This is a genomic window from Streptomyces sp. NBC_00727 (genome assembly GCF_045161745.1).
GTDB lineage: Bacteria > Actinomycetota > Actinomycetes > Streptomycetales > Streptomycetaceae > Streptomyces.
Genome location: NZ_CP108981.1, coordinates 5,584,694 through 5,611,373, shown reverse-complemented (window position 1 = coordinate 5,611,373; position 26,680 = coordinate 5,584,694). Strand labels below are relative to the sequence as shown.

At 71.7% G+C, this 26,680-nt stretch carries 22 protein-coding genes; 16 read left to right on the top strand and 6 right to left on the bottom strand.

Features of this window, described 5'->3' with window-relative positions; all coding sequences use genetic code 11:
- Window positions 1-2 precede the first annotated feature (2 nt).
- Complete coding sequence (locus OG242_RS25470) at window positions 3-692, top strand: NAD(P)-dependent oxidoreductase (protein WP_405900350.1); 690 nt, start codon at window positions 3-5, stop codon at window positions 690-692.
- A gap of 206 nt (window positions 693-898) precedes the next feature.
- Window positions 899-2,158: a DUF3500 domain-containing protein gene (locus OG242_RS25465; RefSeq protein WP_405900349.1), complete on the top strand. Its 1,260-nt coding sequence runs from the start codon at window positions 899-901 to the stop codon at window positions 2,156-2,158.
- A 27-nt stretch (window positions 2,159-2,185) separates the two neighbouring features.
- Here OG242_RS25465 and OG242_RS25460 read toward each other — a convergent pair whose 3' ends face one another.
- Window positions 2,186-2,734 (bottom strand): SRPBCC family protein, encoded by a 549-nt coding sequence (locus OG242_RS25460; protein WP_405900348.1) that lies wholly within the window; start codon window positions 2,732-2,734, stop codon window positions 2,186-2,188.
- 189 nt (window positions 2,735-2,923) lie between these two features.
- On the opposite strand from OG242_RS25460, the gene OG242_RS25455 reads away from it, so the two are divergent.
- The 7 genes from OG242_RS25455 (at window position 2,924) to OG242_RS25425 (ending at window position 8,975) form a co-directional block, all read left to right on the top strand.
- A complete protein-coding gene (locus OG242_RS25455; RefSeq protein WP_405900347.1) occupies window positions 2,924-3,829 on the top strand; it encodes a helix-turn-helix transcriptional regulator in 906 nt (301 codons plus the stop codon).
- Between the two features lie 82 nt (window positions 3,830-3,911).
- Window positions 3,912-4,940, top strand: a complete 1,029-nt coding sequence (locus OG242_RS25450; protein ID WP_405900346.1) for a hypothetical protein — start codon at window positions 3,912-3,914, stop codon at window positions 4,938-4,940.
- A 109-nt stretch (window positions 4,941-5,049) separates the two neighbouring features.
- Entirely contained in the window at window positions 5,050-5,253 is a 204-nt protein-coding gene (locus OG242_RS25445) for a hypothetical protein (RefSeq protein WP_405900345.1), read from the top strand.
- Window positions 5,254-5,366: 113 nt separating this feature from the next.
- The gene (locus tag OG242_RS25440; protein WP_362458333.1) at window positions 5,367-5,822 is read left to right on the top strand and encodes a helix-turn-helix transcriptional regulator; all 456 of its coding nucleotides are present in this window, start codon (window positions 5,367-5,369) and stop codon (window positions 5,820-5,822) included.
- 251 nt (window positions 5,823-6,073) lie between these two features.
- On the top strand, window positions 6,074-6,601 hold the full coding sequence (locus tag OG242_RS25435; RefSeq protein ID WP_405900344.1) for a regulator component: 528 nt from the start codon (window positions 6,074-6,076) through the stop codon (window positions 6,599-6,601).
- Window positions 6,598-7,788 (top strand): MAB_1171c family putative transporter, encoded by a 1,191-nt coding sequence (locus OG242_RS25430; RefSeq protein WP_405900343.1) that lies wholly within the window; start codon window positions 6,598-6,600, stop codon window positions 7,786-7,788. The genes OG242_RS25435 and OG242_RS25430 overlap by 4 nt, the downstream gene beginning before the upstream one ends.
- Window positions 7,785-8,975: a cytochrome P450 gene (locus tag OG242_RS25425; protein WP_405900342.1), complete on the top strand. Its 1,191-nt coding sequence runs from the start codon at window positions 7,785-7,787 to the stop codon at window positions 8,973-8,975. Before OG242_RS25430 ends, OG242_RS25425 begins: the two co-directional genes overlap by 4 nt.
- 27 nt (window positions 8,976-9,002) lie before the next feature.
- On the opposite strand, the gene OG242_RS25420 is transcribed toward OG242_RS25425, so the two are convergent.
- On the bottom strand, window positions 9,003-9,560 hold the full coding sequence (locus tag OG242_RS25420; RefSeq protein ID WP_405900341.1) for a Pycsar system effector family protein: 558 nt from the start codon (window positions 9,558-9,560) through the stop codon (window positions 9,003-9,005).
- Window positions 9,561-9,821: 261 nt separating this feature from the next.
- Between OG242_RS25420 and OG242_RS25415 the strand changes: the two genes are divergently transcribed.
- The 7 genes from OG242_RS25415 to OG242_RS25385 all read left to right on the top strand — a co-directional run bounded on the left by OG242_RS25415 (window position 9,822) and on the right by OG242_RS25385 (window position 18,072).
- The gene (locus OG242_RS25415; RefSeq protein ID WP_405900340.1) at window positions 9,822-10,475 is read left to right on the top strand and encodes a Crp/Fnr family transcriptional regulator; all 654 of its coding nucleotides are present in this window, start codon (window positions 9,822-9,824) and stop codon (window positions 10,473-10,475) included.
- A gap of 151 nt (window positions 10,476-10,626) precedes the next feature.
- Window positions 10,627-11,436 (top strand): hypothetical protein, encoded by an 810-nt coding sequence (locus tag OG242_RS25410; protein ID WP_405900339.1) that lies wholly within the window; start codon window positions 10,627-10,629, stop codon window positions 11,434-11,436.
- Window positions 11,433-13,646, top strand: coding sequence for a hypothetical protein (locus OG242_RS25405; protein ID WP_405900338.1), 2,214 nt, complete (start codon window positions 11,433-11,435; stop codon window positions 13,644-13,646). The genes OG242_RS25410 and OG242_RS25405 overlap by 4 nt, the downstream gene beginning before the upstream one ends.
- A complete protein-coding gene (locus OG242_RS25400) occupies window positions 13,643-14,773 on the top strand; it encodes a hypothetical protein (protein ID WP_405900337.1) in 1,131 nt (376 codons plus the stop codon). Before OG242_RS25405 ends, OG242_RS25400 begins: the two co-directional genes overlap by 4 nt.
- Before the next feature lie 290 nt (window positions 14,774-15,063).
- Entirely contained in the window at window positions 15,064-16,245 is a 1,182-nt protein-coding gene (locus OG242_RS25395; RefSeq protein ID WP_405900336.1) for a protein phosphatase 2C domain-containing protein, read from the top strand.
- Window positions 16,242-17,375, top strand: coding sequence for a hypothetical protein (locus OG242_RS25390; RefSeq protein ID WP_405900335.1), 1,134 nt, complete (start codon window positions 16,242-16,244; stop codon window positions 17,373-17,375). The genes OG242_RS25395 and OG242_RS25390 overlap by 4 nt, the downstream gene beginning before the upstream one ends.
- A 19-nt stretch (window positions 17,376-17,394) precedes the next feature.
- Window positions 17,395-18,072 (top strand): vWA domain-containing protein, encoded by a 678-nt coding sequence (locus OG242_RS25385; protein ID WP_405900334.1) that lies wholly within the window; start codon window positions 17,395-17,397, stop codon window positions 18,070-18,072.
- Window positions 18,073-18,097: 25 nt separating this feature from the next.
- Here OG242_RS25385 and OG242_RS25380 read toward each other — a convergent pair whose 3' ends face one another.
- Genes OG242_RS25380 through OG242_RS25365 form a run of 4 tightly spaced genes read right to left on the bottom strand, consistent with a single transcriptional unit; the run spans window position 18,098 to window position 26,341 of the window.
- On the bottom strand, window positions 18,098-19,357 hold the full coding sequence (locus OG242_RS25380) for a TIGR02679 family protein (protein ID WP_405900333.1): 1,260 nt from the start codon (window positions 19,355-19,357) through the stop codon (window positions 18,098-18,100).
- Window positions 19,348-23,463, bottom strand: a complete 4,116-nt coding sequence (locus tag OG242_RS25375) for a TIGR02680 family protein (protein ID WP_405900332.1) — start codon at window positions 23,461-23,463, stop codon at window positions 19,348-19,350. Before OG242_RS25375 ends, OG242_RS25380 begins: the two co-directional genes overlap by 10 nt.
- Complete coding sequence (locus OG242_RS25370; protein WP_405900331.1) at window positions 23,460-24,692, bottom strand: TIGR02678 family protein; 1,233 nt, start codon at window positions 24,690-24,692, stop codon at window positions 23,460-23,462. The genes OG242_RS25375 and OG242_RS25370 overlap by 4 nt, the downstream gene beginning before the upstream one ends.
- Window positions 24,689-26,341: a TIGR02677 family protein gene (locus OG242_RS25365; RefSeq protein ID WP_405900330.1), complete on the bottom strand. Its 1,653-nt coding sequence runs from the start codon at window positions 26,339-26,341 to the stop codon at window positions 24,689-24,691. Before OG242_RS25365 ends, OG242_RS25370 begins: the two co-directional genes overlap by 4 nt.
- Window positions 26,342-26,680 lie beyond the last annotated feature (339 nt).

The following is a 26,680-nucleotide window of genomic DNA, read 5'->3' as shown; positions in this document are numbered from 1 at the left end:
GCATGGCGTCGTCCGACACCACCCGTTCCGTGGAAAGGCACCTCATGTCCCGCATTACCGTCATCGGCGGCACCGGATATGCCGGCTCGGCCATCGTCGCGGAGGCCGCTGCCCGAGGTCACCAGGTCACCGCGCTGAGCCGCTCGCTCCCCGGCACTCCCCTCCCGAACGTGGCCTATGTCCAAGGCGACGCCACCGACGAAGCGACGCTCTCGGCACCCATTGGGGGAGCGGACGTCGTAGTGGGCGCACTCGCCCCGCGCGGCCCGCTGGCCAGCACCTTCCGCGACGCCTACAGCACCGTCGCGCGTCTGGCCGACGCCTCAGGCGCACCCCTGTTCGTCGTCGGCGGCTACTCGTCGCTGCGCCCCGCCCCCGGGGCGGACCGCTTCGTCACCGACCTCAGCCACATCCCCACGGAACTCCACGACGAGATCCGTGCAGGAGCGGCGCTCATCATTGAGGACCTTCCGGCCACGCCCACGACACTCGACTGGGTCTTCGTGAGCCCGGCGCTCAGGTTCGGCTCACGTATGCCCGGCGAACGACTGGGCCGTTATCGGCTCGGCGACGACGTCGCGGTCCAGCCCGAGGACGGCGGCGCGATCTCCGCCGCGGACTACGCCCTCGGGTTCGTCGACCTGATCGAGAAGGGGAACCACCACAGGGCACAGGTCAACCTCGGCCACTGAGCGGACGACTTCAGAGAATTCTTCCGGGATCGACCGGGAAAACGAAACGTTGACGCGTTCCCCCGGTAGCGGCTTTCCGTCTTTTCGACGGGTCGCGAGGAACAACCGGAGCACCACACCAAAAGACGGCTCACTCACCCGGCCTTCCTGAATTCCGTCCCGGGGGAATGTTCTGGCTGTTTTTCCGCAGAGTAGAAGGACACGGCATGAATGCCGAAAACACGCAGCGCGCCACCCCGGTCCGGCAGCACACAGCCGCTTCCTTGCCGCTTCCGAAGGCGAAGGGCACCATGCCGGTGGTCGACGGCATCCTCCACGCCGACCTGCTTCCACCGGAGATCACTTTCGAACTGACGGCGCCGATCCGCGCCCACGGCGAGCCCTACGTCGGCATCACCACGGACGGTGCCCCTGCCCCCGGCCTCTACCGGCTGACCGACACGGGAATCCGGCCCACCGCGGCGGCCGACGCGGCTGACGCCTACCTTGACGCCCTCATGCCCTTCGAGCGGACCGTCGCACGGCTACCGATGAACTCGCCCGACTGGCGGCTCTGGACCAACGCCATCCCGACCTGGACCCCCAAGGGAATGCGGCTCGAACGCCTGACGGTCACCCAACGCGAACTGGCCCTGGCCGTCATCGAGGAGAGCCTCAGCCGGGAGGGGTTCGACCTCGTCCGCGCCGCGATGCAGCTCAACGGCGCCCTGGGCGAGCTGATCGACGACTACCGTGACACCCTGACCGAGTTCACCTACTGGTTCACGGTCTTCGGCGACCCCACCTCCGGACAACCGTGGGGCTGGAAGCTCATGGGACACCACATCGACGTGCACTGTGTCTTCGTCGGCAGCCAACTCGTCATGGCCCCCGTGTTCCTCGGTGCTGAACCGACCTCCTGCGACACCGGACGCTACGCCGGTGTCCACGCGTTCGACGACGAGACCGGACACGGCCTGAGATTCCGCCGGTCCCTCACGAGGCGGCAGGAGAGCAGTTTCCTGCTCAGCCGCTCCATCAGCGCCGCCGACCCGGCCGGGTCCTGGAACGGCCGGCACCTCGCCGGTGCCGGCAGCGACAACCTGATCCTGCCGGCCGAAGGGATCAACGGCAGCGAACTCTCCGCGGACCAGCAGGACCTCCTCCTGGACCTCGCCCGCGTCTACCTGCGCCGGCTCCCCGCACTCCACGCGGAGCGCAAGCTCGAAGAGGTCGCCCGCCATCTCGACGACACCCACTTCGTCTGGCGCGGCGGCCACGACGATGTCTGCGCCTTCTACTACCGCATCCACTCCCCGATCCTGCTCGTGGAATACGACAACCATCCCGGCGTCTTCCTCAGTAACGAAGAACCCGCGCGCCACCACGTCCACACGATCGTCCGCGAACCCGGCGGCAACGACTACGGCAAGAGCCTCCTCGCCCAGCATTACGCCACGCACCACACGCCGGACAGCGACCACTGACGTTCCCGGGCGGCGTCCGACGCGGAATCATCTCGTCGAGCCGAACACGGGCTGACCGCCGTGGCCCGCGATCCACTCTGCCAGGGCGACCAGGGTGGACTCCGCGCTCTCCGCCATGTGATCCCGCAGGGCGAGGACGTCCTCGACGGTGTCGCCCAGAACCGGGTCCGTACGCAGCAGTCGCCAGGTCTGCTCGACGACGCTGCCCGTGCCCTGCGCGCGGATGCGCCAGTCCCAGCGCACGATGCCGTCCTCGGCTCCGCCGACGACGAAGGCGAACCGGGAACCGGGATCGGCTCGCACCACCTCGGAACGGGTGACCCATTCGCGCCCCTCCCGGCGGTTGCTGCCACTGAACCGTGCGCCGGCCCAGGGGCCGTCCCCCGGCTCGTACTGCACCGCGCTGGCGCTCGGGCTCCACGTCCCGATCAGTGAGACATCGCTGATCAGGCGGTAGACGGAGTCCGGCGGCAGGGCCACCCAGCACCGCCTGGCAAAGGTGAACGGCGTCAGATCGAGACCGGTCAGAGGACTGCGCTCGCCACGGGGGACGCTGTTGGACGTGGTGGTGCTCATGGCTGGCTCCGTAGGTGTCGGGTGGCCCGGAGAGGGCCGGGTATGGGCCGTGATCGCCCTGCGCCCGTCGGCCGACGAGCGCGCTGCGGGCTCATCCTGGGGGACGGTGCGGAGAGCCGGCCACACCCTGCGGAGCCGTACCCCAGCAGGGTGAGGCAGGGCTCGGAGGCGCCGCGCATACTCGTTCCCATGGACAAGCAAGGGCAGCTCGCCGACTTCCTCCACGCACGCCGGAGCCTTCTGCAACCCGACGATGTCGGGCTGCGGACCTACGGCGAGCGGCGCCGGGTGCCGGGGCTGCGGAGGGAGGAGCTGGCCATGCTCGCGGGCATCAGTGCGCCGTACTACGCCCGGCTCGAACAGGGCCAGTCGCGCAACGCCTCCCGCGAGGTGCTCGATGCCCTCGCGTCCGCCCTGCGTCTTGATGAGTCGGAGCGGGCCCATCTGCACGAGCTCGCCCGTGCACCGAAGCGGGGCAAGGCCGCACCCCGTCCACGTCCTGAGCGCATCACCCCGCCCACCAGCGCGTTGCTGGCAGCTCTGGGAGGCACTCCCGCCATCGTCATGGGCCGGCGCAGTGACGTCCTGGCCTGGAACACCCAAGGCCACTCGTTGTTCGCCGGCCATCTCGACCAGGGCGCCCCCGCCGAACCGGGCTGCCGGCCGAACATGGCCAAGTTGGTGTTCCTCGACGCGCACACCCGCGACCTCTACACCGATTGGCCCGCCAAGGCCAAGGCCGTGGTCGGCAACCTGCGCCTGACCGCCGGCCGGTACCCGGACGACCCGCTGCTGGCCGGGCTCGTCGGCGAACTGATCATGCGCAGCCCGGAGTTCGCCACCATGTGGGCGGATCACCGGATCCTGGCCTGCGATGTCGCCGATTACGAGATGCACCACCCCACGGTCGGGACCCTGACCGTCACTCAGCAGACGCTCCAGAGCCCGCAGGGGACCGGTCCGGCCGTGGTGATCGCCACAGCCGTTCCCGGATCCCCTTCCGAGACGGCTCTGCAGCTGCTCGCCCACGGCACCGCGTCACGGGAAGCGGCCTCCGCTCGCGCAAACGCCGACGCGAGCACCGACACCTTCTGAACCGACCCCTCGACCACCATCACCCCGGCACCGCCGCATCGCGGCTGCCGCCTGCCCGAAAACAGTGAGAGTGAAGGAATTCATGTCCCAGCGCATCAGCCGACGGAGCAGCAAGATCATCACGACGGTCGCCCTGATGGCCGCCACCGCTTCCGCACTGGCCCTGCCCGCCCACGCGGCACCGGCGACGACCTACGCCGCCCCGCCCGCCCACAGCGCCGCGGTGTCTCCGGGGTTCCTGAGCGACGTGCGGATCGCCACCCACTTCGACCTGGACGCGCACCAGATGCCGGAGAACATCGCACTGCTGCCCGACGGCACGGCAGACGTCACGTTCGCCGCCGCCCGCCAGGTCGCCCGGATCACGCCCCGGGGCACCACCCGCGTCCTGGCGACCCTGCCCGCGCCCGCCGACGGCGGAGTCAACACGCCCGCCCTGCACTTCCCCCTGACCACGGGCATCGTCCACGGTCCGGACGGCGCCACATACGTGCTGTACGCGACCGGTACCGCCGACCTGACGGGCCTGTGGCGGCTGCGTCCCGGGCACGCCCCGAAGCGCATCGCCGCACTGCCCGCGGACGGGCTGCCCAACGGCCTGGCGCTGGACCGGCGAAGCAAGCGGCTCTACATCACCGACTCGGTGCTCGGCACCATCTGGACCGTGCCGCTCTCCGGGGGCCGGCCCACCGCCTGGTCGACCGCACCCGAACTCGCCTCGACCGGCTTCCTCGGAGCCAACGGCGCGAAGGTGCACAACGGCGCGCTGTGGGTGACCAACCTCGACAAGGGCACCCTCCTGCGCATCCCGGTCCGTCACGGAAACCGGGCGGGAAGGCCGCAGGTGAGGGCAACGGGCCTGGCCGGCATCGACGACTTCGCGTTCACCGGCCGCGGCAACGAGGTGCTCGCCACCCTCAACGCCCCCAACAAGGTCGTCCGCATCCAGCCGGACGGCACCAGCACCACCGTCCTGGACGCCGGCGACGGACTCCAGAACCCCACCTCCGTCGCCCTGCGCGGCAAGGAGCTGTACGTCCTCAGCGCCGCCTACACCACGGCCACCGACCCCAACCTCCTGCGCGCCCGCCTGCACGGCCACCACCACTAGTGACCTGATTGGGCAACTCCCCTACGGCACAGGGCCCTTCCGGCTCCCCTGCTCCTGGGCCACTCTGCCGTCGGGTTTGTGACGGCTCGCCCTGATCGCCGGGGTCCCGGTGGCCTCGGAGACCGTCCACACCGGCTGGGGCGTGTTGTACGTCCTGACGCTGACGACGGTCTCCGAGGCGCTCGGCCCGCTGACGCTCGGTCTGGTGCCGCGCTCCGGGTCGTCGGCCGAGCTCACCCCCGTGAAGCTCGACCCCGGCCCGGCCGGCGCCGCCACCCTCCTCGACACTGCAGTGGCGACGAAGCATTGGTAACGTACACCAGAGTGACTGCCCGGCGTCAACCAGAGTGTTGCCGGGGCAGTCCCGAGGGGCTTCGAGAGACACTGTGGTGGGCAAGGCTCGCCATCGCCAAGGAGGTCGTGTACGTGGAGGATGACCAGTCGCCCACCTTCGCCCAACTCCTGGACCACCTCTTCCGCGAGGTGCACCCCCCTTCCCGGGGGCCGTACACCTACGCGGAGGTCGCCGAGGGAATCCGCAGGGCTGCGACCGGAGAGGGACGCGGGGTGACGGCGAGCGCCATCCAGCAACTGCGCACCGGCGCCAAGCGGAACCCGACGCGACACACCATCAAGGCCCTGGCCGACTTCTTCGGCGTGCCGGCGGGCTACTTCGTCGACAGCGCGGCGGCCGAACGCACCAAGGCGGAGATCGGCCTGCTCGCCGCCATGCGCGACCAAGACGTCCGCAAGGTGGCCCTGCGCGCCAACGGCCTGAGCGTCGACAGCCTGAAGATGCTGTCCACCGTGATCGAACAGGCCCGGAAACTCGAAGGGCTCACCACCGACGACCCCGCGCAGGACCTCAACCTGGACGACTGAGCCGCGCACCGGGCGGCGATCGTGCGATCCCCGCCCCGACAACGACACCCCCCTGTGGCCGGTCATCGGCAGGGGGCATCAGCCGTTTCCCGGGACCGGCCTGGCGTCCCGGGCCGCACGGCACGTCCGCGGCAACACCCCGCCCGCACCGCGGAGTCGCGAACATGCCAGCATGGGGCGCGCATACCGGGCTTCCGGGGAGAGGCTCGCAACGGCCGACCGAGCCCGCCCGGCGTCACCGGAGTGAGGACATGGACTTCGAGCAGCTTCGCGCCGCGTGTGAGGCACGCGTCGAGGCGCTCCGACTCCCGCACCGCTTCAGCACCCGCGACCTCCGCGACGCCGTGGCCGGACAACGCGGGCGCCCCATCATCCTGCGCCCCCTGAGCACCCTGGGCGCCATGGACGCCCCGTGCGGCATCCGCCTGGAGACCCCGGACGCCGACCTCTTGTTCTACGAGGAGGCCACCTCCCCCCTCCACCAGAACCACATCCTCGCCCACGAGATCAGCCACATCATCTGCGACCACCCCGGCAGTCTGGAACTGGACCAGGACGCCCTGCGCGCGATCGGGTTCAGCCCCACCCTCGTGCAGCGCATGTCCGGCCGGACGAGTTACACCAGCGAGGACGAACGCGAGGCCGAGGTGATGGCCAGCGTGATCCGGCAACTCATGTACCGGGGACGCGAAAGCCCGTCGAGCCGGCCCGCCAGCGGCGCCGAGAGCTGGGATGCGCTGTTCGCCGAGCCACACAGGAAGAAGCGCCACCGGAAATGATCAACATCCTCTTCACGGGCACGTCCGTCGTGCTGCTGTGCTTCGCCGCCTACTGGGTGCGAGGACGCGGCGGACACCGCCCCACGGGCACGTGGGCGATGGCGGCGCTGCTGACCTCGTTCGCCCTCGCCTTCGCCTCCTACGCCCCCGCCGTGGAGCACGCGGTCGAATCGGTGGTCCCTCACGTCGCCCGACTCCTCAGCAACACCTTCACCCTGACGGCGGCCACCTCGGTCCTCGCCTTCCTCTTCCAGCTCAATCTGGACCGCGAACGGGCCCACCGGCAGATCCGACTGCGCGTCATCGCCCTCGCGATCTCCGTCGCCTGCATGACCGCCTTCTTCGCCGCCGAACAACTCACCGGACGAAACACGGTGTTGTACGCGTGCTACGTGCTCGTCTACATCTCCTGCCTGGGGTACACAGCCAAGGACTTCCTGCTGCAGACCTGGGCCCAGTCCAAGCGCTCGACCCGCCGCAGTCAGCGCTGGGGCCTGCGCACGACCTCGGTCGGCTGTGGCTTCGCCCTCGTCTACGCCGCGTACAAGCTCTTCGCCCTGGTCTCCATCGGCCTCGGTCTGGGGCTCGTTCCCGACCACGCCCGGTGCTCGACGCCGCTGACCCCCTTCCGCTGCACGTTCAGCGTGACCGCCCCCGCCGTCGCCGTGCTCCTCATCACCTTCGGGCTCACCCTCCCCGCCCTGCTGTGGCCGCTCAGCCGGCTGCGCCGGCGTCGCTGGGAGCGGAACTCGTTCACCGCGCTGGAACCGCTGTGGCGGGAGGTGACCGCAGCGGTCCCCGAGGTCGTGCTCGATCCGGGGAACACCGGGGCCGACACCCACGACCTCGACTTCCACCTCCACCGCCGGGTCATCGAGATCAACGACTGCGTGCTGGCCCTGCGCCGGTACCGTCGGTCGTCGGTACGGGACGCCGCGGCCGCCGAGGCCGCCCGCCGGGGCACGGCCGGCACCCCCGAGGGCGAAGCAGGGGTGGAGGCGGCGGTCATCGCCGCGGCCGTCGCCGCGAAGCACACCGGAGCCACCCCCGAAGACGACGAGGCCCCACCGGCCACCGGCACCGCCTCCCGCAAGGGCGACCTCCAGGCGGAGACCGCGTGGCTGCTGCTCGTGGCGGACGCCTACGCGCGGCAGCCGGCACCCGCGCACGCGGGCGCGGCCTCGTGACCGCCCCCCGGCAGGACCCGCTGCGCGACCCGCGCTTCTTCGCCGACCCCTACCCCACCTACGAGCGGCTGCGCGAAGGCTGCCCGGTCCGGCGGATCCCCACCGGCTCCGGCAGCCACCACGCCTACCTGATCACCGGCCACCCCGAGGCCCGCGAGGCGTTCACCGACCCCCGCCTGTCCAAGGACACGGCCCGCTTCTTCGCCGATCGTCCGTCGAACCGCGACCTGCACCCGGCGATCTCCCGCAACATGCTGGCGAGCGATCCTCCCGCGCACACCCGCCACAGGCGGGTGGCGACGCCGCTGTTCACCACCGGACGCGTCCGGGCCCTGCGCCCGTACATCACCCGGGTCGTCGAGGACCTCGTGGCCGCGTGGCGACCGGGCGCGGAGGTCGACCTGGTGGCGGAACTGGCGGTGCCCCTGCCGGTCACCGTGGTCTGCGAGCTGCTGGGGGTGCCGGAATCCGACCGCTCCACGCTCGCCGGCTGGTCCCACGACCTCTTCGACGCGACCGACACCGACCGTATCGACGCCGCCTCGCACAGGATCGGCGCGTACCTGACCCGCCTCGTCGAGACAGCCCGCGCCGGCTCCGGCGACCGCGCGCTCCACTCCCTCCTGCGCGACTGCGACGAGGGCGGGCTCGACCGGGACGAGACCGTCTCCCTGGCCACCCTCCTCGTGGTCGCCGGGCACGAGACCACCACCCAGTTCATCGGCAACGCCGTACTTGCCCTGCTCCGGCACCCGGAGGCCTTCGACCGACTGTGCCGGGACCCGGACTTGATCCCGGACGCCCTCGACGAACTGCTCCGCTTCGACTCCCCGGTGAGCGTGGCCACCTTCCGTCACAGCACGGAGGAGCTGCGCGTCGGCGGGGTCGGCATCCCGGCGGGCTACCCGGTGCTCATCGCGCCCGGGGCCGCGAACCGCGACCCGGCGGCGTTCCCCGACCCGGACCGCCTCGACCTCGACCGCGACGCCGGCGGCCACCTCTCCTTCGGGCACGGCATCCACCGCTGCCCGGGTGCCCCCCTGGCCCGGGCCGAGGCGGAGATCGCCCTCCGCACCCTCGTGACCCGCTTCCCGAACACCCGCCTGGCCGTCGCCCCAGAAGCCCTGACCTGGCGCCGGACCCGCCTCACCCGCGGCCTGACCGCCCTCCCCCTCACCCTCGCCTGACCCCCGAACGCAACCGCCGGATCGCGGTCAGACCGTCGACCAGACCGCCAGAGAGATCAGCAGAAGCCCGGAACAGGCGGCAATCAGCGAGTACTTGACGAGTACCAGCTTCCGCCAGCCGATGTGGGACATCGTCACGAGCTGACCGCTCAGCACCTCCAGCACATCGGTGTCCCGGAGCATCGCGACGACCCGTTCCGACGGCATCCTGCGCAGCGTTCCGAAGTAGACGAAGTTCTCGGGCGGAGCCGCTTCACCCGTCCGGCCCGTCCGCGTCCAGCTACGGGGAAACAGCGCGGCAGCCGCCATGAAGACACCCAGCAGCACGAGCAGCATGCCCGATCCCATCAGCACGGCACTCACCACGTTCCCGTCCTGCCCCGTACCTCGGCCGGACGAGATGAGTGCCATCCCGCCCGCCAGTACGGCGAGTTCCACGCTCAGGGCCGTGGAAGCCTTCGCGTCCGCCCGGCCGGTCCACTCCGCGAGGGAGGCGTGAATACGCCAGGCCGTCGTGACCGCCGGCGGCTCGGCGCCTTCCCGGCTCGGCGGCAGGTGCGCGTCCGGTCTGAAGCTGTCCGTCATGGCACATCCCCCTCGGTTGGCAACGTGGCCCGTCCCGGCCGCCGGTACCCGGCGCCCGGCCGGTGACCGTCATCTCCTGATTGTGTGCGCGGGCCACGCGACGCTGTAGGTCAAATGCCTCTCAACCAAGCAGTCTCAGCAATACAGTTGGCCGCCGCAGCCGCACCTCGGCCGCGTTCCCGACCGGAACAGGAGGGGGGTCCTGTGCGGGACCGCTTACGTCCGTTGCCGGATGCCGGGCCGCCCCACCCGGCACCGTATGTGTTCAGCCCCGACCACCTCGCCCTCCTTCGCGGCGCGGGGTCCCCGGAGAAATGGCGGCGCGGGGACGTGCTCCTGCGCCAGGGAGAGACGGCGGACCGGACCATCCTGCTCGGCGGCGGCGTGGTGAAGGTCGTATCCGAGTCCGTGGGCGGATACACCAGCCTCCTCGCCTTCCGGGGGGCCGGTGAGCTGGTCGGCGAACTGGCCTGCATCGACGGGGACGTGCGCTCCGCCTCCGTGATCGCGCTCCAGGACGGACACGGGACGGCCCTGCCGGGCAGCAGGTTCGCCGCGCTGATCCGGGCCAACGGCGACCTCGGCCTCTCGGTGCTCCGGAGCATCACCGCCCGCCTCCGTCATGCCGACGTCCAGCGCGAGGCACTGGGAGCGGAAACCGCCGCCGAACGGGTGGCCGGGCTGCTGGTCGAGCTGGCCCACCGGTACGGCACGGACATGCCCTCCTGGGCACCATCGGCCCGGTCGGTGCGCATCACCCAGTACGAACTCGCGGGTGCCGTCGGCACCTCCAGGGAGTCCGTCGTACGCACCCTCCGGGAGCTGCAGTCGGCTGAGCTGGTCGCCACCCGCAGGGGCGCCGTCGTGGTTCTCGACCCCGCCGGCCTGGCCCGCTGGGAACCGGAACGGCCCTGAGCCGGTCCGAACGGCCCTTCGTTCTGTGTCATTTGATGCGGAAGGGACGGCCGCGTGTGGGCTTATCTGAGAACGGCAGCCGCCGGAGCTTCACGGGGGAAAGCGTCTGGCGGCTGCCATCCGTCACAAACCGAGGAAGGTACGTCCAGCCATGGGTATCAAGCCGCACTACTACCTCATCGTGGTGCTCGACATCGAGCAGTTCGGCAGCCGAACGGACCCGCTTCAGCAATGGCTCAGGGATCAGCTGCACGAGATGGTCGGGGAAGCACTGCGGCAGGCCGGTGTCGGCACAGCCGACACCGAGGCCGTCGGAGACCGGGGAGACGGCAGTTTCCTGCTGATCAAGCCCACCATATCCAAGCTCGATCTGACCACTCGGTTCGTCGACGCCCTCCAGGCCGGTCTCCGAGGTCACGCACAGCGAGGCAACGAGGAGTCCGCCCTGCGCGTACGGGTCTCACTGCACGCCGGTGATGTCGCGCAGGACGACCGGGGCTGGGTGGGTGAGGCGCTCAACACCGCCTGCCGGCTGGTCGACCTCGACGCGCTGCGCACCACGCTCGCCGCCGCAGACCGCTCAGGGCTGGCGCTGGCAGTGTCCGCCGACTGGCACGCCGCCGTCGTCCGCCACGACTTCCCCGAGCTCCCCAAGGCAGAATTCCGGCAAGTCCCCTTCCGGGCCAAGGAGATCAGCTCGCACGCCTGGCTCCGCGTACCCGGCTACGACGAGCCGCCCGGACTCGGTTCACGTGCCCGCGAGCCCGAGAGCCCGCCGCCGCCCCCGCCCGCCGCCGCCCGGAAGGCCTCTGTCCCCGACCGACAGGCGGGCGGCAATCACGGTCCCTTCGCGGGCGCGGTCTTCCACAACCCGCAACGGGTGTACGGCGGGAACCACTACGAGGGAGTGGCCCCGGACGAGGACTGGAACCACGACGCCGGGAGCGGGGCCGGCGCATGAGCGAGCAAGCCGCACAGGAGCATCACCAGAACGTCCAGGGAGCCGCCGGTCCCGCCCCGCAGGGCGAGGCAGCGGCCCCCGGCCCCGCCGTCCCGCCGGAACACCCGGAACCGGGCGTCGACGACCTGCTCAGGGCTCTGTCCGCGCGCACGGCCCAGCCGGGCGCGACGGACGAACGTCTCTACGCCGAGCGCGACGCACGGTCCTCCCTCTCCCGCTTCACCGAGTCACGGATCAGCAGCGACCGGGTCTACGGCGGCGACCACATCGAGGTCGTCCTCGGCCGGGGCGACCGTTCCGTCCGCGCCTACCAGCTGCCCGCCCAGGACATCGACCTCGTGTCGTCCGCCTTCCTGCCTCCGGCAAGCTACGAGACGGTCCTGCGGGCCGGCGAAGCCCTCCGGGTGATCCTGCTCAGCGGCCGGCCGGGAGACGGCAAGTACGCGGTGGCGCAGCGGCTCCTGCTGGACCTGGGGCACTCCACGCTGCAGTGCCTGGAGCCGGATGCCGACCTGGCCCGGATCGACGAGACGTCGCTGCGACCGGGGCACGGGTATCTGCTGCAGGACCGCGACCCCGGCAGCCCGGCCACCGCCCTGTCCGGCTTCGAACTCCAGCGCCTCAACACGGTGATGCGCGCGAGGGGCTGCCGACTCGTCGTGACCTTGCGCGACGGCGTCGGCACGAGCGACCCGGAGCTCGTCAAGCAGACGCTCCCCGTGCAAGGGCCGCCCGCACCCCGGGACGTACTCGAGAAGCACCTTCGCTGGTGGCTCGGGCCCCGGGGGGCCGGCCGGGCGGACGAGCTGCTCGGTGCTCCGGAGACGACGCGCCTCTGCGCGGAGCCGAACGGCACGGATACTCCGCTGGCCCGGGTCGCCGATAACGCCCGTCTGCTCTCGCTGTCGTCCGCTCCACCCGCCGAGGCGGTGCGTGAGGTGACGGAGCACGCGTCGCTGCGCGACACGCAGGAGTTCGAGAAGTGGTTCAGCGGTCTCCGCGATCTGCCGACGCAATGTCTGGCCGTGGCCACGGCGGTCTTCGGAGGGGAGGCGTACGAGACGGTCTCCTCGCTGGCCGGCTCGCTCGGCCGCCGGCTCCAGCCGCCTCCGACGGCCGCACACCCGGAACGTCCGCGCGACATGGCCGTCACCGCGACGCGGGGGACACGGCTCCGTGAGGTGAGCGCCACGCTTGTCAGCGAGAGCGTCGCCTCCCGGCACGGCGGTGCCCCCGCCCGGGTCGTCCGCTTCCTCGACCCCATGATGGCGAGCCGGGTCCTGCGGACGGTGTGGGAGGAGTACGACGTACTGCGCCACGAGCTGCCCAGCTGGCTGAAGAACTGCGCGGGCCACGAACTGGCCACCGTGAGGACCCGAGCAGCCGTCGCAGTCGGCTTCCTCGCCGGTCTGTCCTTCGACAGTCTCCGCACGGGAGTGCTGCAGCAGTGGGCCGGAAGTCCCCTGGCGATCCTGCGGGAGGCGGCTGCGACAGCTCTGGTCATGGCAGCGGAGAACGACGAACTGGCGGGCCCCGTCAGTGACCTGGTGCACGCCTGGGCTGCTGACGAGGCCGCTTTCCAGGCCACGTCGGCGCGCGCCTGGACCGCGCTGCGCCGACCGGGCGGGCAGCACGACGGCGAGGCCCTCGCCTTGCTCCACCGGCTCGCCGCCACGGACCGGGGTCTGGTCATCGAGGCGGTCTGCCTCGGTCTGACCGACTCCCTCGCAGGCTCCGACCACTCCGAGACGCGTGATGTGCTGGCCGTGCTTCAGCACTGGGTCTCCGCGAACGACCCGCAGCGACGGGCCGTCGGCGAACTGGCCTTCCTCTTCTCCGCGGCCGATCTGCTGGACGTACCCGCCGAAGCAAGCGGCGGCACGCACCGGCGATGGCCAAAACTCCTGGCGCTGGCGGCACACGATCCCGTACACCAGCGGGACATCGCAGTTCTGTGGGATGCCGTACTCCAGTCCCCGGGTTCCTACACCGCGGCCAGCCAGATCCTCACCGAATGGGCCCGCATGGTGGACGCGGATGCCTACGGCCACCGGGCGCTGGGGCGTCTGCTCCACGCCGCGGCCTCGACGCCTCGCAGCCGGCACATCATCCTGCGCCACGTTTCGACGTGGCGCGGCACCGAGAGCCGCGCCTCCCGCACCGCGGCACAGGTCCTGAGTCACTTCGACAGCAAAGGCACCGACCAGTGAGCACACCCGAAGTCGAACAGCTGGTGGCCGGTCCCTGGCCCGCAGGGCCGGTGAAGCGGGGCGAGACGCCGCAGCCCGGAAGGGCCCTGGTGTTCTCCCTCAACACGGGCGAAACCGTCGTCGTGGACCGGCGGCCCTCCTTCCTTGAGGCGACACGCTTCCACTACCGGTACGAGGTGGACGTCACCGACCATCACACGAGCTGGGCGGACTCACTGCCCAGCGGGACCAAGGGCTTCGCCTTCCACGCCGAGATCACCACCACATGGCGGGTCACCGCCCCCGACGTGCTGGTCAGCCGCAGCCTCACCACACTGACGACTGCCGAGGCACTGGTGCGCGGAACCCTGAGCGACCTGCTCCGCCCGCACACACGCGGGTTCGACATAGAGGACGTGGACCGCGCGGAGGACTCGGTCAACCGAACCCTGCGCGCTCGTCAGCACGTCCTCGACACGGGCCTGACCGTGCTCGCCTGCGCGGTGACACTGAGCCTCGACGAGACCGCCGAGGCGTATCTGCGCGGGCAGCGTGACCTGGCGTGGCAGAAGACGCGGACGGAACTCACCAACCGTGTGAAGGTGGCCGAGGCCCAGGGGGCGGAGCAGCTGACCACACTTGCCGAGGAGCACGAGACACAGCGGGTACGGGAGAGGACGGCGGCGCTGCAAGCGGCTCAGCGGGGTGACGGCGGGCTGCTGATACACCTGATCGCCCAGGACCCCACCCAGCTCCGCAGCATCCTCCAGGAGGTCGCCACCCGGCAGGATATGAGGCTGGACAGGAAGCAGGCGCTGCTGCGCGACTTCAAGGACGACCTGCACCCCGCCGAGTACGCGGAGTGGGTCCAGCGGTTCATGGGCGAACCTCTTCCCTACGCCGGCCCGGCGCTGGGCGGCGGATCCCCCATGGCCCAGCGGCCGCCCATCGCCTCGCCCCAGGAGCCGTGGAGCGCTTCCGCCGAGAGCTCTCGGCGGACGCCCGCCGGGGCCGGCGGCGGCACACCGGAGGAGCAGCCCGGCAGCGGCGTCGTCAACTGGAAGCCGGTCGGCCGGCGCCGTCCCCACACCGAGGGCGCCGGGGGGCAGGGCGGTTCGCCCCGGGGCCAGGAGGACGACCGGGGATGAGACGGAGGTTCTTCGACTACGACTCCGGCCCCGACAACGGCTTCGAGTCCGGCCACGACCCACGTGCCGGGGGCGACCGGCGCCCGGCCGTGCCCGACGGCGCATCGGCCCGGTGGACGACGGGTCCGGCCCAAGGCGGACGGAACCCGGCCGGCCCCGGCGATTCCTCCGCACGGAGACTCGGGGCCCCGTCACCGCGGCGTTCCCGCAGCAGGCGCCGGCCGCGTTGGCGCCCCGCCGGGGTCGCAGGTTGGCTGACCGCGGTCATCACGACCCTTTCGGGAGGAATCATGGCGGGGCGGATAGGCGCGATGGTGGGCCTGGCCGCAGGAGCCGCGACCGGCTATGTCGTGCGAGAGGTCATGCACGCCGTCACGTCCCGGAAGCAGGACGAGCAGGCCCCGCCGGAGCCCTCGGCCGGCCGGGCGCCGCAGACCGGCCCCTCCGCCGGAACGGCACCGGCGCCCCGGACAGCGGGGGACGGCGTCGACCCGCACCGGCAGCAGCCCACCGCCGGGCCGGCCCCGCTCGCCGAGGAGGGAAGAGCCGCGGCGAAACCCACGTCCGTGGTGTATCCCGCCCTCCCGCCCGCAAGGACGGCAGCACATCCGCCTCCCCCGGTGATGTACCAGGGCTCACAGCTCACCGAACTGCCATGGCGCCTGCCGGCCCAGCCGGCGCCACCGGGCATGGCCGCCGATTCCGCGCGAGTGGGCGACCTGGAGGTGCGGGCGGCGTCCGTGGTGGGCGCCGGGCACCGGATCGACGAAACCAACGCCTCTCCGAGACAGGACGCCTACCGGGTCGGCCGGGACGCCGCCTCCCGGCACCTCGTCGTCGCGGTCGCGGACGGCATGTCCGACAGCCCTCACTCCGACACCGCCGCCGCTGTGGCCGCCCTCGCCCTCGTCAACGCTCTCCGCAGGCAGCTCGACGAGGGCGTGCCGCTCCTCCGCCTCGACCACGCCTCCGCCTTCCTGGAGGCCGCCGGCCAGGTCCACGCCGTCGCCCGGCAACGGCACTGGCCGGCCGACAGCGTACGTACGGTGGCGACCGCGGCCGTCGTCCCCGCGGCCGCGGGACCGGACGGCGGCCGCGACCTGTGGCTCGCCGGACTCGGCGACACGACCGCCTGGGTACGCCGCCCCCAGCGCTGGTCGCTGAAGCTGGGCGACAAGCAGCGGGGATTCGACGCGGGGCGGCTCGACGCCTACCTCCCGCACACCCCCGAGGCCGTCCGGCAGCAACTCGTCCGGCTGGCACCGGGAGACGTGCTCGCCCTGACCTCCGACGGCGTGGGCGACGCGCTCGCGGATCTGCCGGAGGCGCACGACTGGTTCCATCGTCAATGGGCCTCCCCGGTCAGCGCGTTCGAGCTGCTCCTGCACATCAACTACGACTCCCATCAGCGCAATGACGACAGGACCGCGGTCGTCGTCTGGCCCTGGCCCCCCGAAGGAGGCAGGCGATGAGAACCTGGTCGGACAGCCCCTTCTCCACCCAGGTCGAGGTGTCCTCGGTCAAGCTCACCGGCGAACACCTGGGGGAGGGCGGCCAGTCCCGTTCGGTGGAACGCATCGCGGACCGTCCGCACTGGGTCGCCAAGTTCTACAAGTCCCCGCTCGGTCCGCAGGAATCGGCCGTACTGGACCGGATGGTGCGGTTACCGCACTCCATGACCGCGCGGGAACGGGAGAAGCTCGACCACAGCACGGCGTGGCCGGTCTCCCGCATCACGGACAGCGGCCGGACCGTGGGCGTGATCATGGCCGAGGCACCCTCCGGCTTCTACGTGCCCTTCAACCTCCGGGGAGGACGCAGGAGCGAGCCGAAGGAACTCCAGCTGGACCATCTGGTGAACGACTCCGGCTACCTCTCCGGAATCGGCGTCCACCCGCCCAGCCGGCAACGGAGACAGGAGATCACGTGCGGCTTCCTGGAGCTGGGCGTCGTCCTGGAACGGCATGACGTGGTCTACGGGGACTGGTCCTACCGCAACGCGCTGTGGGATCACGACGGCGCGTCGGTGTTCATGCTCGACATGGATTCGTGCGGGATCGGAACGCGGCCCTGGATCTCCTCGCACGAATGGACCGACCCCGTCCTCCCCGAGGGCTCCACACTGACGGTCACGACCGACCGGTACCTGATGGCCCTGCTGAGCCTGCGCTGCCTGACCGGCGTCCGCGGCGAACCCCTGGACAGTCTCGGCGCGCTGGAGGAGGACTGGCCGACGGGAGACGGACTCCCCCGTCTCCTCCGCCGCGCGTTCACCGCCACGGACCCCTCGCAGCGGCCCCGTGCGGCCGAACTGCTGGACGCCTTGCGGAACCCGGGAGCCGCCCGCCCGCCCGCGAACGTGCCGCAGGGCAGCAATGTCACCGGCTTCCGTCCGGTCCGCAGCCGCACCGGGACCAAACCCCCTCCGGCACCCGTGCAGGTGAAGCCGCAACCGCCGGCACCCGCACCCGCACCCGCACCGACGAAGCCGCAACCGCCCGCGCCGGGGAGGAAGAGCTCCGGCAGGAGGCTCCTTCCCCTGATGCTGCTCGTGCTGTGCGCCGCGCTCCTCGTCGGCTTCCTGTCCGCCCGGTACTTCTGAATCCTTGAAGAGGACCACCATGACCTACGCACCCTCGTCCGGCCTCCCCATGTACGTGGTGCTGGACACCTCCGGCTCGATGGAGAAGTCCGAGCATCTGCTCAACCAGACCCTGGAGACCATCTACGACACGATCGACACGACCCCCCAGGTCAAGGAGTTCGTCCATCTCTCCGTTCTGGCGTTCAACAGCCAGCCACACGTCGTCACGGAGATGACCGACTTCGACAGCGTGGACCGGCTCCCGACGGTCACGTGCTCGGGACGCACCAACTTCGGCCCGATGTTCCGGCTGGTGCGCAACCGCATCGAGACGGATGTGCCCGCCTTGATCGACCGCGGGGTCCGGGTCCTGCGACCGGTCGCCTTCATCCTCACGGACGGAATCCCCACCGACGAGGAGGACCTTCCGGGAGACCCGTGGGAAGACCACCTGAACGATCTCCTGGATGCCCGCTGGAAGACGCACCCGCACGTCATCGCCTACGGATTCGGCAACGCCCGGGAAGACGTCCTCAAGCGAATCGCCACCGCGGCGGCATTCGTCGCGGAGCGCGGCGAAGACAACGCCTCAGCCCTCCGCAACGCCCTGAACGGCTTCCTCAACTCCATGGTCGCCTCAGCGGCCAAGCGCTCTCTGGAGGTCCCGGAGGAGGTCAAGGGCTACCGGTCGATCCCCCTCGACTACATCGACTGACCGATTCCGGCGACCGCAGCAACCCTCACGTGAGATCGGACAACAGCAGCTCCAGCTCCCTCTCCTCCTCGACACGAACACCGAGTTCGGCGACGGCCGTAGCGAGTGCGGGCTCCCAGGGGGTCTCCGTCGGCGTGCTGACGAGCGGTGACAACGGAGGTTGGGCACAGCGGAGCACGGCGGCGCGGTAGTCCGCGGCCGTGTAGCGCCAGGGCTGCCAGGGCACGCGGCGGCGAAGGGCTCCGGCGATCCGGAGCCCTCCCCAGTCGAAGTCCCCGTGGTAGTACAGGGTCGCTCCATGGTCGTACAACCCCCGGAGCAGTGTGAGGGCGGCGGCGGAAGGCTGGCCTTGGAGGCAGACCAGGGGCGGGCAGGCGGGGCCGAGCATGTCGGCCGCCGCCGCGAGGACGGTCGGGTTCTCGCAGATCCGCACCACGGGATCGGCGACGGCCGGAGGTCTGCGGGTGAGCTGGCGAAGGGTGAGCACACAGGGTTCGCCGTCTTCGGCCAGGCGGTCCAGGGCCGGGGTGCCGCGCAGGTTCAGGGTCAGGACGGTCGAGGACAGCTCGTCCCGCAACAGCCCCACCGAGGCCCAGGCCTCACGTCGCCATTCGGCGCCCTGACCATCGCGGAAACCGGTCAGCGCACGGGCCCCGGACAGAGTGAGGGTGGCCAGCGGTGTGCCGTCGTCAAGGGCATGAGCCCAGCCGAGGACCCGGGCAGCGAAGGCGGGTAGCGAAACGACCGGGACGGCGGGGAGTGCGTACAGGGCGGTACACACACCGGTGAGCAGGCCGAACGTGACGTCTGGTGTGCGCCCCAGACGCCGCGCCAGGCCGTCGGCGCGTATCCGGGCCGACCACTCCGCAAGCGCGGGGACCGTAGCGGCAAGCTCGTCGAGCGGCGTGTGCGCCCGTCTCCAGGCTTCCTCCTCCTCTTGGCGGGCTTGGACGAGCGATGTGACAGGCCCGGTGAGCGCCGCGACCGCGGCGGCGAGGCCATTCGGGCTGGCGCCCGAACGGCGCAGTACAGCGTCGACCGCTTCCAGCCGTACGGTCAGAGACCTGCCGCCACCGGGGGCCCGGGCGAGAAGTCGTTCGGCCGCCGCTCGCTGGGCCGGAGTGGGATCGGCCAGGGACACAGAACCAGTCATGGGCTGCCCGGCCACCAGTCGTCGGCGTGCTCGTTCGACGAGCCAGGAGAGGTCCGGCGTGCCGAGCAGCCTGGCCAGCCGCGGGCTGTCGACCGCTTCGGTGCCGGGCTCAGGCCCGTGGGTCAGCCCCACAGTGACTCGGGCTCCTCAACGCCGGGCGCGTCCTGGAGGGCGTCACGTACGGGGTCCTCGCGGCGCTGCCGTCGCGTGCCGTCCCATTCCCACCGGGTGACGAGGACCGCCGCCACCTCGTCGATCCGGGACAGTTGGGCGATGGCGATGCCGGGCACCTGCGGGTAGCAGGCCCACTCCCGTTCGCTGGTCATGACGACATCGAGGTCGAACGCGCTCAGGAGGCCGAGGCACTTGGCGCGGGAGTCGTCGTCCACGCCGGCGAACGCCTCGTCAAGGGTGACCAGGCGGGGCGCGTGCGGGCTGCCCGCGCTGGCGTAGTGGGAGGAGGCGGCGGCGAACAGCGGTACGGACACGGCGAGGACGCGTTCACCGCCGGAGGCCGGGCCGGTGGCGGGTACCCAGCGCCCGTGTTGGTGGCGTTCGACGCCGAATTCGTGCCAGGAGCGGTAGTCGAGCGCGGCGGTGAGGTGCTCGAGCCAGCTGCCCGGGCCGTCGTCGGACTGCTGGCGGGCGATCTGGGCCTGGAGGAACTCGCCCACTGCCGCGCGGTCCTGCGAAGTCCAGGCGTCCGCGGACTGGCGCAGCCTCTCGCGGGCTTGGGCCAGTCCGGACGGGGCCTTGCGCGAGGCCCGCCACACCAGCCGGAGTCTCATGCCGGTGGAGGTGGGGCGGTCCTCCAGTTCGGTGTTCATGTCCCGCACCTGTCGTTCGGCGGCACCGATGAGTTCCTGGAGGGTGCCGGCGACCTCGGTGATCAGGTGGGTCTCGAGGATCTCGCGTTCGTGAGCGGAAAGGATGCGGGTGAGCTCGCCCACTTCCGTGGCGAGCGCTTCGGCAAGTTCGGGTACGGCACGCTCACGGCCCTGGTAGACGATGTCGACGACCATGCCGTACTCGAGCATGCGGGCGGAGGCGCTGTGTCCGTGCCGGGACAGGGTGTCCTGCAGGGTCTTGAGTTCCTCGCTGAGCCGGCGCTGTACGCGTTCCCAGGCCGCGTCCGTGTCGTCGACGGACGACAGGCCGGAGTCGATGGCCCGGGCGAACGCGATGGCCGGGGTCGCGGCCCAGTGGCCGTCGTCCGAGGCGGGGACGGTGACCTCGGGCAGCGCGACCGCGACCAGGCCGGTGGTCGTGAAGCGCTGGAGCGCGGCGATGGCCTCCGCACGTGCGTCGACGGCTTCGGCGAGGTCCTTCTCCAACTGCTCGATCCGCCCCTCGGCCCGGCTCGCCTCCCGGTCCGCCTGGGCGTGGCGCTGCCCGGCGTTCTTCCGGTCGGTCTCACAGGTCCGCTGTGCCTCGGCGGTCTCGGCGAGGCGCCGTTGGAGTTCGGCGACGGCGGCGCCGACGGTGGAACGCAGGGTCCGGTGCCGCTCATCGGCCGCCGCCGCCTCGCGGGCCGCCTCCTCGGCCCGCTGGGCGAGACCGACGACCCGCTGCTCCGCCTCGGCCGCCTCGGCACGCTCGTCGTCCACCTGTCGTGCGGCCTCCCCTCGTTCGCGCAGCGCGGGCCACAGAGCCGCCAGCGCGGTGGCGAGGACGCCGAGGGCATGACGCACGACGGTGAGTCCGGCCCGGTCGGCGGGGAGCCCCAGATCCGCGGCGGCCTCGGTGAGCTCGGCGGCAGCCCGCTCGGCATTTTCAGCCGCCTCGACGACCTCAGTGGCACGCCCCTCATACCGGGCACGGGCCTTGCGTACGGTCTCGGCGGCGGCGCTCACGAGCGCGTGTGCCCTGGTGAGCGCCGACTCGTCAGGGACGTCCGCGAGCTCGGCGTCGAGCGTGCGCCGGCGTGCCGCGATCGCCGCGGACCGAGCGGCGAGATTCTCCGACTCCTCGCGCAGGGAGGTGAGTTCCATACCGAGCGCCGCGACACGAGCCCTGCGGGCGGCTTCGCGTGCGCCCTCGCCGATGTGGGCGGCGGCGGGCTTGGCCCACGTACCGGTGAGAGCGCCGACCCGGAAACGCCCGTCGGGTGCCGCCCATGTCGTGGCTCCTCCCCCGGCGTCGAGGCCGATGGCGGCGAGCAGCCGGGTCACCGTGGTCTCGTCCAGGACAGCGGCTTGCCCATCGCCGTGGTCCACGGCCGGGCACAGCACGTCTGCCAGCGAGGGGCCGCTCACCGGTCCGTTCGACGGGGAGAGAAGGACGTCGTGTCCGTCCACGGCGAGGGCGGAGCCGTCGGGCAGCACCCAGGCGTCGAGGAGGCCGGAGGCTTCGAGCGCCGCTTCGAGCCCGGCACGGCCGGCTTCGGGCAGTTCGTCACGGAAGTCGACCAGGCGCCAGAGCGGCGCGCCCGGCAACGTTTCGCGCAGGCCGGGGGTGCGCGCCGCCGGGGGCCGGGGTTCGCGTCCGGCGCCGGCTTCCAGCGCGGTGAGCTCGCGACGGGCCTCGGCGGTGCGCTCAGCCAGCTCCGTGGTCGCGCGGGCGGCTTCGGCCGCCTGGTCGGCGAGGTCCACCGAGCGGGCGGTGTGCGCCCGGGTGGCCGAGACCCGCGCCGGGTAGGGGCCGTCGAGGTGGCGGGTCCACTCCTGGAGTTCGTCCAGGACGCCCGTCGCGTCGGCGTAGGACAGCTCCTTCCAGGCGCGGGCGCGTTCCCGTACGTCGTCCAGGAGGGCCCGGCCCGCCCGCGCCGCGTTCTCCTCCGCCTCGCCGTGCGTCTCGGCGGCCAGCGCGAGGTCGGTCTCCGCCTCGTCGAGACGGCCCGACGCCCGGCGCTGCTCGGCCGCGGCCTGCTCGGACACTTCGAGGCGGCCCTCGATGTGGCCGAGCGCCCGCCGGGCGCGGTCCGTGGCTTCCTCGACGGCCCGCCGCGATTCGGGCTCGGGCAGCAGGTCGTCCGCCGGCAGGGCGACGTGCGCGGCGGCTGCCTGCTCCCGCACGTGGGCACAGGTCTCTTCAGCGCGGCCCCGCGCCGCACGCAGCCGGTTGTCGGCGGTGCCGAGCCGCCCGAGGGCCTTGGTGTGAAGGGCGTCCGCCTGCTGCTGGTCCTCCCGCGCCCGGTTCGCCGCCTGCCCGGTTCGCGTCACGGCCTGGGCGGCGTGCTCCAGCTCTCGGGCGTCGCGCATCTCGGGCGCCTCGCGCAGCGCTTCCTCCTGGGCCCGCAGACGTTCACCGGTCTCGGCCAGGGAGCTGATCTCCTCTTCGGCCGCCGCTCGCTTCTCCTCCGCCCGGGTTCGGCGCTCCTGGTCCTCGGCCAGATCTCGCTGCACGCGCTCGTAGCGGGAGTGCTCGGTGCGAGGGAGCCGGGCACGGCGCCGGGTGGCGATCCGGGCGTACCGCCGGTAGTGCTCCAGGAAGGCGGCGGCGGCTCGCTCAGCGGCGGACGCGGCGGTCAGCTCGTCCTTCTCCTCGTCCAGGGAGCGGAACGCCTCGGCCACGTCGGCGATGACGGCCTGGTCCACGGGCGGCAGCGCCTCGGTGAGGGCGCGGGAGAGAGCGGCTTCGTTGGGCCGCTTGGAGAGCTGGGGCTGGCGCAGCTGGATGAGCAGGTCGACCAGGGCCGCGTAGCGCTGCTCTCCGAGGCCGAAGAGCGCTTCGTCGACGGCCCTGCGGTACGCCTTGGCCTGGTCGTACACCATGCCGTGCCCGGCGACGGCCTCGGTAAGACGGTCCCTGGACAGGGCCGTGCCGGTGGCGTCGAGGAGCCGGAAGCTCTCCTCCGTTCGTTCGGTGGAGCCGTGGTCGACGCGCTGGCGGGTGACGGCGTACCAGTGTCGGGCGATACCCCGCCCGCTGACGGCCTTGAGCCCGCACAGCAGCGTGCGGAACTGCTGCTCGCCGGTCGCGTCGTCGAGCCTGCCGAATTCGATCCAGGTGTAGCCGAGTCGTTCGGTGTGCGGGTGCTCGCCCCCGAGGAGCAGGTTCCACTCCATCCGCTTGCCGGGGTCGCCGTCGGGTTCGACACGACGCGGACTGAGGTCGCCGTCGAGCAGGAACGGCAGGGTCAGGGCGAGCACCTTGGACTTGCCGGTGCCGTTGTTGCCGCGCAGCAGCAGGCGCCCGTCCCGGAAGTGGAACTCCTCCACGTCGTAGTGGAACAGGTCGACGAGCCCGATGCGCAGGGGTTGCCAGCGGGAACGCCGCGGGGTGGGGAGGCGGGTCACGAGGTGGCCTTTCGCTGCGGGGGCACGGGGGCGGAGCCGGGTTCGCGGATGACGGTCTCGCCGACCGCGTACCGGGCGAGGGCGGGTCGCACCACGACCGCGTAGGGAGTACGGGAGACCAGGCCGAGCGCGGCCAGCCGGGCGACGGCCTGTTCGACGAGCTCGGTCTCCATGCCTGGCTCCCGGGCGGACTTCGACCAGAATCCGCCGTGCTGGGAGGCGAGTTCACGGACTCGGAGGGCAAGCTCGTCGAGGTCGACGGGGCCGTCGGCGGCGGCCAGGTGCTCGGCGAGCAGCAGGGTGACATGGCCGTAGGTGCCCTGTTCGGGCATGCGGAGGTCGGTGAGGTCGTCTTCGGGGTCGACCATGGCGATCCCCTCGGCCCGCACCTCGGCGACCAGTCCGGTCAGCTCGGTGATCCGGGCGGTGAGGAAGCCGCGCTGCCGGGTGAGATAGCCGAGTTCGGCGTCGCTCAGGTCGTCGTAGTAGAGCACCGGATCGTCGAGGAGTCTGCGGGTGAGCGAGCGGCGCATCGCGCGGAAGCGCAGCTCGTCGCTGTCCATGGCCGTTTCCGCGACGAGTTCGACGAGCCGGTCGTCGAAGGCTTCGGCGTGGACGGTGGAGGGGCCGCGGCGGGAGGCCAGAAGCCCGGCGAGGACGCGGCGTTCGACGTCGTACAGGACGTCGCCCGCCCCGCTGACGTACGCCTCTTCCTCGCCCGCGACCCGCCTCAGCACGCCGAGGCCGAGCAGCAGCCGTACGACGGCGGCGAGATCGAGGCGCTCGTCTCGGCGTTCCAGGGCGAACTCGATCCCCGTCGCGACGAGTCGGGGATCGGCGGCGTCGAGGACGATCTGGTCGGCGAGGCGCCCCAGGGCGATCTGGGCCTCGCCGCGTTCGAGGGCGGCGAGCGCGAGACAGAGCAGGACGTAGCGGCGGCGCGTGAAGGGAGCAGCACCGCGGGTCGTGTCCCGCGCGGGGTGGGTGGGGTCGGTGAGGACACCGGGGCTCTTGCGCAGCCGGGCGGCTTCGGTGTCCGCCTGGAGCGCCCAGCCGGTGTTGCGGTCGAACCACTCCCGTAGCTCCGAGGCGTGCCGGCGGGCGAGACGGAACTCGTCGGCGTACCGGCCGCGCGCGAGCAGAAGCGGCTGCTTGAGCAGGGCGCGGGCGGCTTTGCGCAGCTCGGCGGCGTGCTGGCCGTCCAGGACCTCGGCGAGTGGTGTCGTCATCGTCGGGGTTCTCCGTCCGCGGGACCGTTTCCGTACGCCGGACCGTCTCCGTCCACCAAGCCGTCTCCGTCCGTCAGACCGCCTCCGTCCGCGTCCGTCAGGTCGACGATCTCGATGAGGTGGTCCGGGCCGCTGAAGACTCCGCCGGGGGTGCGGACCTCGGCGGTCGTGCCGTCGGCGAGTGCGGTGAGTCTGATCTCCATGGCGCCGTCGTTGCTGGTGGCCGTGGTGTGCCGCATGCCGGGCCGCCATGTGGCCAGGGCGTCCCCGAGCAGTTGGAGGAACAGCCCGAAGGAGGCCGGGTCGAGCTCGCCGAGACCGGACAGGCGCGTGACACCACGGGTGACGAGCCGGGCGCGGGCGGCGGCCGTTTCGGCGGCCTGCTTGGCGGCGGTCTCGGCGAGCGAGCGCCGCAGCTCCTCCCGGTCCTCGACCTTGCGGGGCTTGCCGCGCCGCTCGTAGCTGCCGGTGCGGCGCAGCTGCGGGCTGATGCGCAACGGCTCGGCCTCGGCCCACGGAGTGGCGGCCGGGACGGGCCTCGCCGCCCGGGCGGCGAGGGTGTCGGCGTCGACGGTCAGGTGCCGGGCCGGATAGAGGCCGAAGGCGGCCCGCCACAGCCGGTGCCGGGCATCGTCGTCGGGCGCCTCGGCGAACCAGCGCGCCAGCGTACGGAAGTCGGCCGACCGGTCGGAGCGGCCGGCCCGGCGCTCGTTCAGCGCTCGTACGACGGCGAGGAGCTGGGGAATCGCGCCGAGTGCCCGGCCTCGCAGGAGCCTGGCCTGCGATTCGCGCCCGTCCCTGCTGATGAACCAAGCGCCGAGCCCCGACCAGCGGGCGGCCCACCGCTCGTACATCTCCCGCTCCGCGCTCGCGGCATCCTCCGGCGAGGCGTCGACGGCTTCGCGCCCGGCGGCTGCCCGAAGCAGGGGCTCCACCCGCCCGTCCTCCTCCAGCTCCAGGATCAGCCGTGCGATCCGTCCGCCCAGCGTGATCAGGTCCTGGATGAACCGCTCCAGGTACTGGATGAGCCGGTCCTTGTACGCGAGGAAGACCGCCTCTTCGACATCGTGCAGGTCGATGGTCTGCTGGAGCGATCCCATGAAGGCCCGGGCGTTGTCGGCGAGCGCGGCGAACCGGCTGGCCAGCGCGTCGAGCGCCAGATGCGCTTTGGCCGGATCCGGCTGCTCCTCGGCAGCCAGGACGAGAAGGGCGCGAAGCTGGGTGACGATGTCGTGCAGGGCCACGGCCTGGAGGGCACCGCGCCGCCCGAGCGCCTCGTCATAGGCGGACAGCGCCTCCTCGGCGGCCTCCCCCTCCCTCGTGAGCTGGTAGATGAACCGCTTCCGGTAGAAGTCCTCGACCGCGGTCACACGGGCGGTGTCGGGGTCCGCCCGCAGATTGCCCCAGCCGACGAGCCTGTCGAGCGCGCCGACGACAGCCTCCAGCTCGGCGGGACGGACCTCCGCCGGCAGTGCGGTGTGCACGTCCTCGGGCCGCAGGTGGACCGCGAACCGCTCCTTGGCCGTCAGGAACGCCCGCATCACCTGGCGGTAGAGCGGGGTGTTGGGCACGGTGAGGTGAGCGAAGGGGCCGAAGCCCGACGGCTCGGGAAGGGGGCCGGCGGAAGCACTGGGAGCGGTGACAGTCATCGCCGTCATTGTCCCTGAGGCGCGGCAACCTCGGAAAGAGACCGAAATATCCGGCCGATTCACCCCGTTCTGACCGGTTCAGGATGTCAGGACGCAGCCGGAGAAGGGGCGTCTCCCGACCGCCCGCTGGCTGTATCCGTTCGGGGCAGGGGTGACCTGCACCGAACGGGACCTGCTGTCGGATACCGCCGATGCCCTTGGCCGTAGGCGCGCGACCATCCGACCGCACGCGCGCGGCCATCGCACAGCCTTCGGCAGACCTTCGAGGTGGGGACCAGAGTGAACGCGACGCCGCTGAGCCCGGACGATCCGGCCGAGCTGGGCGGGTTCACGCTGCTG

Excerpts from the sequence above, each read along its gene's own strand:
- OG242_RS25470 (WP_405900350.1), top strand. The coding sequence starts at position 3 with ATGGCGTCGTCCGACACCACCCGTTCCGTGGAAAGGCACCTCATGTCC.
- OG242_RS25370 (WP_405900331.1), bottom strand. The coding sequence starts at position 24,692 with ATGACGACACCACTCGCCGAGGTCCTGGACGGCCAGCACGCCGCCGAG.
- OG242_RS25455 (WP_405900347.1), top strand. The coding sequence starts at position 2,924 with ATGGACAAGCAAGGGCAGCTCGCCGACTTCCTCCACGCACGCCGGAGC.
- OG242_RS25460 (WP_405900348.1), bottom strand. The coding sequence starts at position 2,734 with ATGAGCACCACCACGTCCAACAGCGTCCCCCGTGGCGAGCGCAGTCCT.
- OG242_RS25365 (WP_405900330.1), bottom strand. The coding sequence starts at position 26,341 with ATGACTGTCACCGCTCCCAGTGCTTCCGCCGGCCCCCTTCCCGAGCCG.
- OG242_RS25420 (WP_405900341.1), bottom strand. The coding sequence starts at position 9,560 with ATGACGGACAGCTTCAGACCGGACGCGCACCTGCCGCCGAGCCGGGAA.
- OG242_RS25405 (WP_405900338.1), top strand. The coding sequence starts at position 11,433 with ATGAGCGAGCAAGCCGCACAGGAGCATCACCAGAACGTCCAGGGAGCC.
- OG242_RS25430 (WP_405900343.1), top strand. The coding sequence starts at position 6,598 with ATGATCAACATCCTCTTCACGGGCACGTCCGTCGTGCTGCTGTGCTTC.
- OG242_RS25450 (WP_405900346.1), top strand. The coding sequence starts at position 3,912 with ATGTCCCAGCGCATCAGCCGACGGAGCAGCAAGATCATCACGACGGTC.
- OG242_RS25435 (WP_405900344.1), top strand. The coding sequence starts at position 6,074 with ATGGACTTCGAGCAGCTTCGCGCCGCGTGTGAGGCACGCGTCGAGGCG.
- OG242_RS25465 (WP_405900349.1), top strand. The coding sequence starts at position 899 with ATGAATGCCGAAAACACGCAGCGCGCCACCCCGGTCCGGCAGCACACA.
- OG242_RS25390 (WP_405900335.1), top strand. The coding sequence starts at position 16,242 with ATGAGAACCTGGTCGGACAGCCCCTTCTCCACCCAGGTCGAGGTGTCC.
- OG242_RS25410 (WP_405900339.1), top strand. The coding sequence starts at position 10,627 with ATGGGTATCAAGCCGCACTACTACCTCATCGTGGTGCTCGACATCGAG.
- OG242_RS25395 (WP_405900336.1), top strand. The coding sequence starts at position 15,064 with ATGGCGGGGCGGATAGGCGCGATGGTGGGCCTGGCCGCAGGAGCCGCG.
- OG242_RS25385 (WP_405900334.1), top strand. The coding sequence starts at position 17,395 with ATGACCTACGCACCCTCGTCCGGCCTCCCCATGTACGTGGTGCTGGAC.